General features: G+C 64.4%; 4 protein-coding genes. All 4 read right to left on the bottom strand.

Annotated features, from left to right (window positions below; translation table 11 throughout):
* Positions 1-78: 78 nt before the first annotated feature.
* Complete coding sequence (mdoH, locus tag ACODS9_RS21100; RefSeq protein ID WP_489094679.1) at positions 79-2,646, bottom strand: glucans biosynthesis glucosyltransferase MdoH; 2,568 nt, start codon at positions 2,644-2,646, stop codon at positions 79-81.
* The gene (locus ACODS9_RS21095) at positions 2,639-4,375 is read right to left on the bottom strand and encodes a glucan biosynthesis protein G (protein ID WP_401107431.1); all 1,737 of its coding nucleotides are present in this window, start codon (positions 4,373-4,375) and stop codon (positions 2,639-2,641) included. Before ACODS9_RS21095 ends, mdoH begins: the two co-directional genes overlap by 8 nt.
* 262 nt (positions 4,376-4,637) lie before the next feature.
* Positions 4,638-5,075, bottom strand: a complete 438-nt coding sequence (gene dtd / locus ACODS9_RS21090; RefSeq protein WP_046853901.1) for a D-aminoacyl-tRNA deacylase — start codon at positions 5,073-5,075, stop codon at positions 4,638-4,640.
* On the bottom strand, positions 5,072-6,043 hold the full coding sequence (gene pip / locus ACODS9_RS21085; protein WP_401107425.1) for a prolyl aminopeptidase: 972 nt from the start codon (positions 6,041-6,043) through the stop codon (positions 5,072-5,074). Before pip ends, dtd begins: the two co-directional genes overlap by 4 nt.
* Positions 6,044-6,192: the final 149 nt, after the last annotated feature.

The raw sequence follows: 6,192 nt of genomic DNA, 5'->3' as shown, positions 1-6,192 counted from the left end.
CTCCCACGCAGCGCTGATACGGCGTGGGAGCGGCAATGCGGCGGTCCGACTTGCCCCGCGATTATCGGTGCGACGCAATCAAGCCAGTGCTGGCTGGACCACGTGCTCCGGATGCAGCGGCAGCAACGGCGAGTGCGGATCGTTGGCGATGGAAGCGCGCCACACATCGATCCACGCCGTGTGGTGCCCGGCCCATACCTGCTCGTGCAGGCGCGACAGCGCCACCGGGTCGCTGAGCAACGCCAGGCGGGTGTTCAGGTCCAGGCCCTGTGGCCCCACTTCCAGCGCCTTGGCCACGCGCTCTACGCGCAGCGCCTCGATCGGCGCCGCCTGGCCATGACGCGCCGTGGCCATGGCGCAGGCCAGGGCGTTCTGGCGTGGGTCGACCACGGCCCGGACGAAGCCGTCGTGCAGGGCATGCCAGCGGTTCTCGTGGGTGTACTGGTCGGTGGCCAGCAGTTCCTGCGGCGTTGCGTACTCCTCAGGGATGAGGAACAGCTTCTCGTCCTTGGCCGCCAGGCCCAGGCGGGTACGGCTGGAGATCACCGAAACCGGAATCGACAGCACCAGCGAGCCGACGATCGGCGCCAGCCACCACAGGAAGCTCGGGTTCAACCAGGCCACCAGGCCGGCCCAGGCAATGCCCAGCAGGGTCTGCGGACCATGGCGACGCACCGCCTCGCTCCACGGGGTCGAGTCGTCGTCACGCTGCGGCGAGTTCCAGGTCGCGGCCCAGCCGAGGAACGCGGCCAGCACGAAGCGGGTGTGGAAGATCATCCGCACCGGTGCCAGCAGCATGGAGAACAGCATCTCCATCAGCATCGACAAGGTGACCTTGATGCGCCCGCCAAACTCGGTGGCGCCCTTGGCCCAGATCAGGATGACGCTGAGCAGCTTGGGCAGGAACAGCAGCACGATGGTGGTGGAGAACAGCGCGATGGCTTTTTCCGGGTGCCACTGCGGCCACAGCGGGTAGAGCTGGAACGGCTCGATGAAGTACTGCGGCTCCATTAATGTGTTGGTCGCCAGCAGCGCGGTCGATAGCACCAGGAACAGGAACCACAACGGTGCCGACAGGTACGACATCACCCCGGTGAGGAACACCGCGCGGTGCACCGGGTGCATGCCCTTGACCAGGAACAGGCGGAAGTTCATCAGGTTGCCGTGGCACCAGCGACGGTCACGCTTGAGCTCGTCGAGCAAGTTAGGCGGCAGCTCTTCGTAGCTGCCCGGCAGGTCGTAGGCGATCCACACGCCCCAGCCGGCGCGGCGCATCAACGCGGCTTCGACGAAGTCGTGGGAAAGGATCGCACCGGCGAACGCGCCCTTGCCTGGCAACGGCGCCAGGGCGCAGTGCTCGATGAACGGCTTCATGCGGATGATCGCGTTATGGCCCCAGTAGTGCGACTCGCCCAGCTGCCAGAAGTGCAGGCCGGCGGTGAACAGCGGGCCGTACACGCGGGTGGCGAACTGCTGCATGCGCGCATAGAGGGTATCCATGCCCGAGGCTTTCGGCCCGGTCTGGATAATGCCGGCATCCGGGTTGGCCTCCATCAGGCGCACCAGGCTGCTCAGGCACTCGCCGCTCATGACGCTGTCGGCGTCGAGCACCACCATGTACTTGTAATCGCCGCCCCAGCGACGGCAGAAGTCGTCGAGGTTGCCGCTCTTGCGCTTCACCCGGCGCCGGCGGCGACGGTAGAAGATGCGGCCGAAGCCCTTGGTCTCGCGACACACGTCCAGCCAGGCCTGTTGTTCGGCCACGGCGATATCGGTGTCGTTGGTATCGCTGAGCACGAAGAAGTCGAAACGATCGAGGTTGCCGCTGGCGGCCACCGACTCGAAGGTCGCCCGCAGGCCTGCGAACACCCGTGGCACGTCTTCGTTGCAGATCGGCATCACCAGCGCGGTACGCGCCTCGGCGGGAATCGGCTCGTTGCCGGCGCTGCTGCCGGAGATGCGGTACTTGTCACGCCCGGTGAGCAGCTCGAGGAAGCCCATCAGCGCGGTCCAGAAGCCCGCCGACACCCAGCAGAACAGGATGCCGAAGAGGATCAGGATGGACGTCTGCAGCGCATACGGCCACACCTGCACCACGGTGTCCCACAGCGGCTGGTGGATGACTTCGTCGAGGTCGACGAACGACCAGCCCTGGTACGGCAGGATGCCTTTCATGTACCAGCCGGCGACGATGGTCTGGCCGATCATCAGGGTGAGCAGGATATAGCGGCGGATCGAGCCGACCGTGCGCCAGCGCGCCGGCGGCAGCTCGCGCTTGGGCGGCTGCGGGGCGTTGGTGCGGCCGGTCATGCGCCGCCACATGCGGATCAGCACGTTGGTGCGCCACGGCTCGGGCACGACCTTGGTGCGTTTGATCGGTGGGGCGATCTTCAGGCACAGGCGGCCGCTGCCATCGACGCCGAGCATCTCGGCCTCTTCCAGTTCGGCGGCACTGCCTACGGTAAGACGGGCCCCCACCGAAGCCTGGACGGCCTCGGCGGTGGCGGCGGCCGGGTTGGCCGCCAGGCGTTGGTGCAGCTCGCTGAACGAAGTGCAACGGGCGAGTTCCGCGCGTTGCTCGTCGCTCAGGGGGAGGTGGGCCAGGTATTCGCCAAGCGATTCCGGCCTTGCGCTTGAGTTACTCATCGGCAGGCAACTGATAGCTCCAGGTCTCGGTCAGCACCTTCTCGGTGGTGGCCGGGGCCCCGTTGGTGGATGCCGCGTCGGCGGCGGGTTGCTCGGCAGCCTGCTCGGCCTTGGCTTTCTCAGCCTTGGCGTGGGCGTGCTTGGCCGCGGCCTTGTCCTGCTTGGTTTCCTTGGCGGGCTTCGGTTGCTCGACCGGCACGTCACGCAGCAGCGCGGCGCGCATCTCGGTGGACTTCTTCGGATCCTGCACCTTCAGGCGCAGGGTCAGGCGCCAGCCTTTGGTTTCCGGGTTGTAACGCAGGTTGTTCTCGACCACTTCGGCGTTGTCGCCGACGCTGACCTGGCTGCGCACGGCGGTGTCCGCCGGCAACGCCGCAAGGTTCGGGCCGATGAAGTCGACCAGCAGGGCAACACTGCCGTCGGTCTGGCGGATCAGGTTGGACTGCTTGACGTCACCGGCGGAGCGCAGGGTCTGCTTGACCCAGCCCAGTTCCTGCGGGTGCAGCTGGTCTTCCTTGATGGTCCAGCGCAGGCGGTAGTCGTATTCGAACGCCTTGCCTGGCTCAGGCAGCTTTTCCGGGCTCCAGAATGCCACGATGTTGTCGTTGGTCTCGTCGGCGGTCGGAATCTCGACCAGGTCGACGGTGCCTTTGCCCCAATCACCCTTCGGCTCGATCCAGGCACTAGGACGCTTTTCGTACTCGTCGTCGAGGTCTTCGTAGTCGCTGAAGGCGCGCTGGCGCTGCAGCAGGCCGAAACCACGCGGGTTCTCGACGCTGAAGTTGCTCACAGCCAGGTGTTTCGGGTTGTTCAGCGGGCGCCACAGCCACTCGCCGTTGGCGGCATGGATAGCCAGGCCTTCGGAGTCGTGCAGGGCCGGGCGGTAGTTCATCACCTTCGAGGGCTGGTTGGGGCCGAACAGGTACATGCTGGTCAGCGGGGCGATGCCCAGACGGCTGACGTTTTCACGCAGGTAGACGCGCGACTTGACGTCGACCAGGGTGTCCTCGCCCGGACGCAGGGTCAGCTTATAGGCACCGGTGGAGCGCGGCGAGTCGAGCAGTGCGTAGATCACCAGGTGCTTGTCGTTCGGCTTGGGCTTCTCGATCCAGAATTCGCGGAAGCGCGGGAATTCCTCGCCCGACGGCAGCGCGGTGTCGATGGCCAGGCCACGGGCCGACAGGCCATAGCGGTGGCCTTTGCCGACCACGCGGAAGTAGCTGGCGCCAAGCAGGGTCATGATCTCGTCCTGCTTGTCGGCCTTGTTGATCGGGTAGAGCACACGGAAACCGGCATAGCCGAGGTTCTTGGTGGCATCAGCGTCATGGGGCACGTCACCGAACTCGAAGCGGCTCGGGTCGTACTTGATTTCCTTGACCTTGTTGGCGGTGATCTCGTTGATGGTCACCGGCGTGTCGAAATGCATGCCCTGGTGATAGAAGGACAGCTTGAACGGCGTCTTGTCCTTGGCCCACTCGGCCTTTTCCTGCAGGAAGCGGATCTTCTGGTAGTCGGCGTACTTCATGTCGCGGAACACCGGCGGCAGGTTGCTCTTCGGTGCCTCGAACTTCTGACCGGCCAGATCCTTTGCCTTGGCTGCAACATCGTCCAGATTGAATGCCCACAGCTGGCCCGCGCTCATCAGGCCGACCAGCGCCACGCCGGCCAACAGGGCCTTGCGCAGCCGGGTACCGGGGATTCTAGGTGCAATACAGGGGCTTACAATCACGAGCAATCCTCGCCGAAAACAGATCATGAAACCAACGGCCAGCGACAAATGCCGGGTTGGCGAGCACTGTTCGGACCCCGTGAGGGCGTAATGATTCCCCAAACGGATCCTGACAATGCTCGAGTCAAAGTGAAACGAACCTGCGAACGCAGGTTCATGCAGCGCGCGATTATCCAGCAGGTCGCGTTACAACGCATCAGGCTGAACAAACTATTTATCGTACAAAACCCCTTGTTTTCGCCAAACAAAGGGTTTTTTGACCTCATATTTGTAACATAAATGTTACCGGGCCATCATTGACCAGATGCACCTGCATGTCAGCGCCGAAGCGACCACTGGCCACCTGCGGGTGCTGACCTTGTGCCTGATTCAAAAGATAGTCGAAAAGCGCAGCGCCAAGTGCCGGTGGCGCGGCCGTCGAAAAGCTCGGGCGCATGCCGTTGCGGGTGTCGGCGGCCAGGGTGAACTGTGACACCAGCAGCAGGCCACCGCCGACATCCTTGAGCGAGCGGTTCATCTTGCCCTGCTCGTCGCTGAACACTCGATAGTTCAGCAGCTTGTGCAGCAGTTTGTCGGCATGCTCGGGCGAATCGCCAGGCTCGACCGCCACCAGCGCCAGCAACCCTTGGTCAATGGCCCCGACGATCTCCCCCGCCACTTCCACCCGTGCGCCGCGCACACGCTGGATCAGCCCTTTCATGCCTCTTCCAGGGGCAGGTCGAGCAGACGGCGAGCCATCTGCTCGGCGGCGCGCACCAGGGCGTCGGTGATGCCCGGCTCGGAGGCGGCGTGACCGGCGTCGCGGATCACCTTCAACTCACTGTTCGGCCAGGCCTGGTGCAGCTCCCAGGCGTTGTCCAGCGGGCAGATCACATCGTAGCGGCCATGCACGATCACCGCCGGCAGATGGGCGATCTTCGGCATGTCGCGGATCAGCTGGTCCTGCTCGAGGAACGCATTGTTGGTGAAGTAATGGCATTCGATACGGGCGATGGACAGGGCGCGCTGCGGTTCGGAGAAGCGGTCGACCACCAACGGGTTCGGCCGCAGGGTGGCAGTACGGCCTTCCCAGGTGGACCAGGCCTTGGCCGCGTGCATCTGGGCGATCTGGTCGTTGCCGGTCAGGCGCTTGTGGAAGGCCTTGACCAGGTCGCCACGCTCTTCCGGTGGAATCGGTGCGATGTAGTCCTGCCAGTAATCCGGGAACAGACGGCTGGCACCTTCCTGGTAGAACCAGCTGATTTCCTGCGGACGGCACAGGAAGATCCCGCGCAGGATCAGCCCATGCACGCGCTCGGGGTGGGTCTGGGCATAGGCCAGGGCCAGGGTGGATCCCCAGGAGCCGCCGAACAATACCCATTTGTCGATGCCAAGGTGCTCGCGGATACGTTCCAGGTCCTCGACCAGGTGCCAGGTGGTGTTGTTCTCCAGGCTCGCGTGGGGCGTGGAGCGGCCACAGCCGCGCTGGTCGAAGGTGATGATGCGGTACAGGTTGGGATCGAAGTAGCAACGGCTCTGGGCGTCGCAACCGGCGCCTGGGCCGCCGTGGATGAACACCACGGGCAGACCTTCCGGCGAGCCGCTTTCATCGACGTACAGCACATGCGGCGCTTCCACGGCCAGATCGTGCCGGGCGTAGGGTTTGATCTGCGGGTAGAGGGTCTGCATCGCGCACTCCGTGTGAGGTTTGGTTCGGCCGTGGGCCATCATAAACCCGAATTGCGCTTTGAGCATGCTTCGCGTCTCGCCATCACACATAGATACCATTTTCCGGAGCCAATGGCGGCGATAGTGCGAGCAACGCCAACCTGAGCAAG

This window comes from Pseudomonas sp. FG36 (assembly GCF_057809275.1).
Note: the sequence above shows the minus strand (reverse complement) of the source record. Positions and strands in the feature narration are given on the sequence as shown.

Bases quoted from the DNA above. Each gene is read 5' to 3' on its own strand.
- mdoH (WP_489094679.1), bottom strand. From the start codon at position 2,646: ATGAGTAACTCAAGCGCAAGGCCGGAATCGCTTGGCGAATACCTGGCC.
- dtd (WP_046853901.1), bottom strand. From the start codon at position 5,075: ATGAAAGGGCTGATCCAGCGTGTGCGCGGCGCACGGGTGGAAGTGGCG.
- pip (WP_401107425.1), bottom strand. From the start codon at position 6,043: ATGCAGACCCTCTACCCGCAGATCAAACCCTACGCCCGGCACGATCTG.